Raw genomic sequence first — 2185 nt, 5'->3', positions numbered from 1 at the left:
TTCCAGCACTTTCGTTATGTCCAGGTACTAGTCCTGCCCATGAACAGAAATGCGCAGCGCTCGGAAACTGCTTTTTAATATTCGTCCCGATTTCCGCTAACATTTGTTCCGCCATTCGAGTGGCAATACCAGGAATCGAATCTAAACGTTCGACGTCTTCATGGAAAGGGGTTACCCTTATAGCGACTTCCTGATCTAGCATCTCGATCTGCTCACTTAAGAAATCAATGTGAGTTAAAATGGTCTTAATCATCAGGCGTTGATGAGGGTTTACATAGCCTTGTAGAGCGAGTTCAAGTTCATCCGTTTTGCGTTTCATGGTACGTCTAGCGAAGCTCGCTAATTTTTCGGGATCATCTTCACCTTCTGCAATGGCATTCAGCATATCGCGAGAAGAAACGCCCATAATATCGGAAACAACAGAGCCAAGCTTAATATTTGCTCCTTCTAGCACTTTTTGAATTCGATTGTGTTGTCTGGCTCTTTCTTCAATGATACTGCGACGGTACCGAACAAGTTCTCGAAGCTCCCGTTGATTTCGATCTGGAATGAAGCTGGCTTTGAGGAGTCCATGACGAAGAAGCTTGGCAATCCATTCCGAATCTTTGACATCTGTTTTACGTCCAGGCAGTGCTTTCATATGCTGAGCATTCACCACTAAAAATTCAATTCCTTCAGCTTCAAGTAAATTGACAATAGGTTTCCAAAATACCCCTGTGCTTTCCATAGCAACATGAGTACATTCATGCTGTTTAATCCAATCGATTAGTTGTAATAGAAACACCGTTTTAGTTGAAAACGTTTGAATCTCCTTTMCCTTCGACGTAAGAATACATGCAGTAATATTGTCCTTGTGAATATCCATACCGCATGCTCGTTCAATGACAACTTCCATCTTAAAAAATCCTCTCTATGGCTAAATCAGAGTAGAGGCTGGTGCAACAATCAGAGTAGGATTAATCTCCCATGAGTGCTTCCCAAAAGGGAGCGACAATCTGTGATGCACCGTGATCGTTGGAGTCAGACTAACGGATGGGCTCTATGGCATCATAGTTCATCGACCTTCCTCTCCCAGCCATAGTAGCAGTATTGACRGATTTTTCACCCCATTTTCATCATCTGTGGTGCGGCGCTTGCGCAGCATGTATGGCTAACGGGTAACGATAGCGAAGGAGCTTGCCTCGTGGCAGCTCCCTTTTTTTGTTCATCTAAGTAAAGGGCAGGATTGTTCAATTGTTTTCGCGAATACTCCAAGTATCATTAGATTTTATTCATGAATAAAGGCGTTATGAAAACCTCGAATTTAATAATAAAGGGAGTGCAACATTGAAAAGCGTTGACCCAGGACAGCAAGGAAGGGAAATGTATTATAAATTTGTTGATGAAATTATTAATCAAAATAGATTTTTCACTAATCAATCCTATCTTAAATTTTTTGAAATATTTATAAAACAGAATCAATATAAACTTGATGAAGGTAAGATACTTTACAGAGGAAGAATACATGATAGGGATGTGACAACCCCATTTTCAAATGAGCAATTAGGGATGCCAAAACCTCATATATCAACATCAAATGGTCGAGCTAACCCATATGGAATTAACTATATGTACTTATCAGAAAACCCAGAAACTGTAATTGCTGAAGTAAGACCAATTATTGGTGATTTTATAAGTGTGGGACAATTTAAGGCAACCAAACAGAAAAGTGTCATAAGACTAAACAGAGAAGTAAGTATTTCTGGGTCAATATTTGAAGAGTGGGATTCTCTTACAGTTTCAAATTTTATGATTTATTTATCTTTATCATTTGCCCGACCAATTGATATGAAAAAGAAAGAACTTGAATACTTACCAACTCAATATTTTGCTGAATACTGTAAACAACAAAAAGTAGATGGAATTATGTTTTTGAGTAGTCTTATGGAACATGAACACATAGAAAACTACAATTATGTATTTTTTGATGATCTTGATATTAATCATATATCCACTAATGTTTACTATGTAAACGGTCTTAAGTATAGTTCCACTAAAGTCTAAGGGACACCTAATTATTAGGTGTTCTTTTTATTATCCGCGGACATCGGGTATTAAGTGTGTTGCCATCCCCCCAATTTAAAACAAAATAACCCAGTCATACCGAATGTTTTTCTCATATCATTTATTACATTTAATGTTGAGG

Annotated in this window: 2 protein-coding genes; one reads left to right on the top strand and one right to left on the bottom strand. The window is 38.1% G+C overall.

From position 1 onward, the window contains the following. Positions 1-895, bottom strand: an 895-nt coding sequence (locus AC1DVJ_RS30690; RefSeq protein ID WP_477596676.1) for an IS110 family RNA-guided transposase, incomplete at its 3' end; no start/stop codon positions are given. Between the two features lie 431 nt (positions 896-1326). Between AC1DVJ_RS30690 and AC1DVJ_RS30685 the strand changes: the two genes are divergently transcribed. Further along, positions 1327-2043 carry an RES family NAD+ phosphorylase gene (locus tag AC1DVJ_RS30685; RefSeq protein ID WP_477596674.1) on the top strand — a complete coding sequence of 239 codons (717 nt, stop codon included), beginning with the start codon at positions 1327-1329 and terminating at the stop codon, positions 2041-2043. Positions 2044-2185 lie beyond the last annotated feature (142 nt).

This window comes from Paenibacillus sp. P4_A9 (assembly GCF_056402415.1).
Note: the sequence above shows the minus strand (reverse complement) of the source record. Positions and strands in the feature narration are given on the sequence as shown.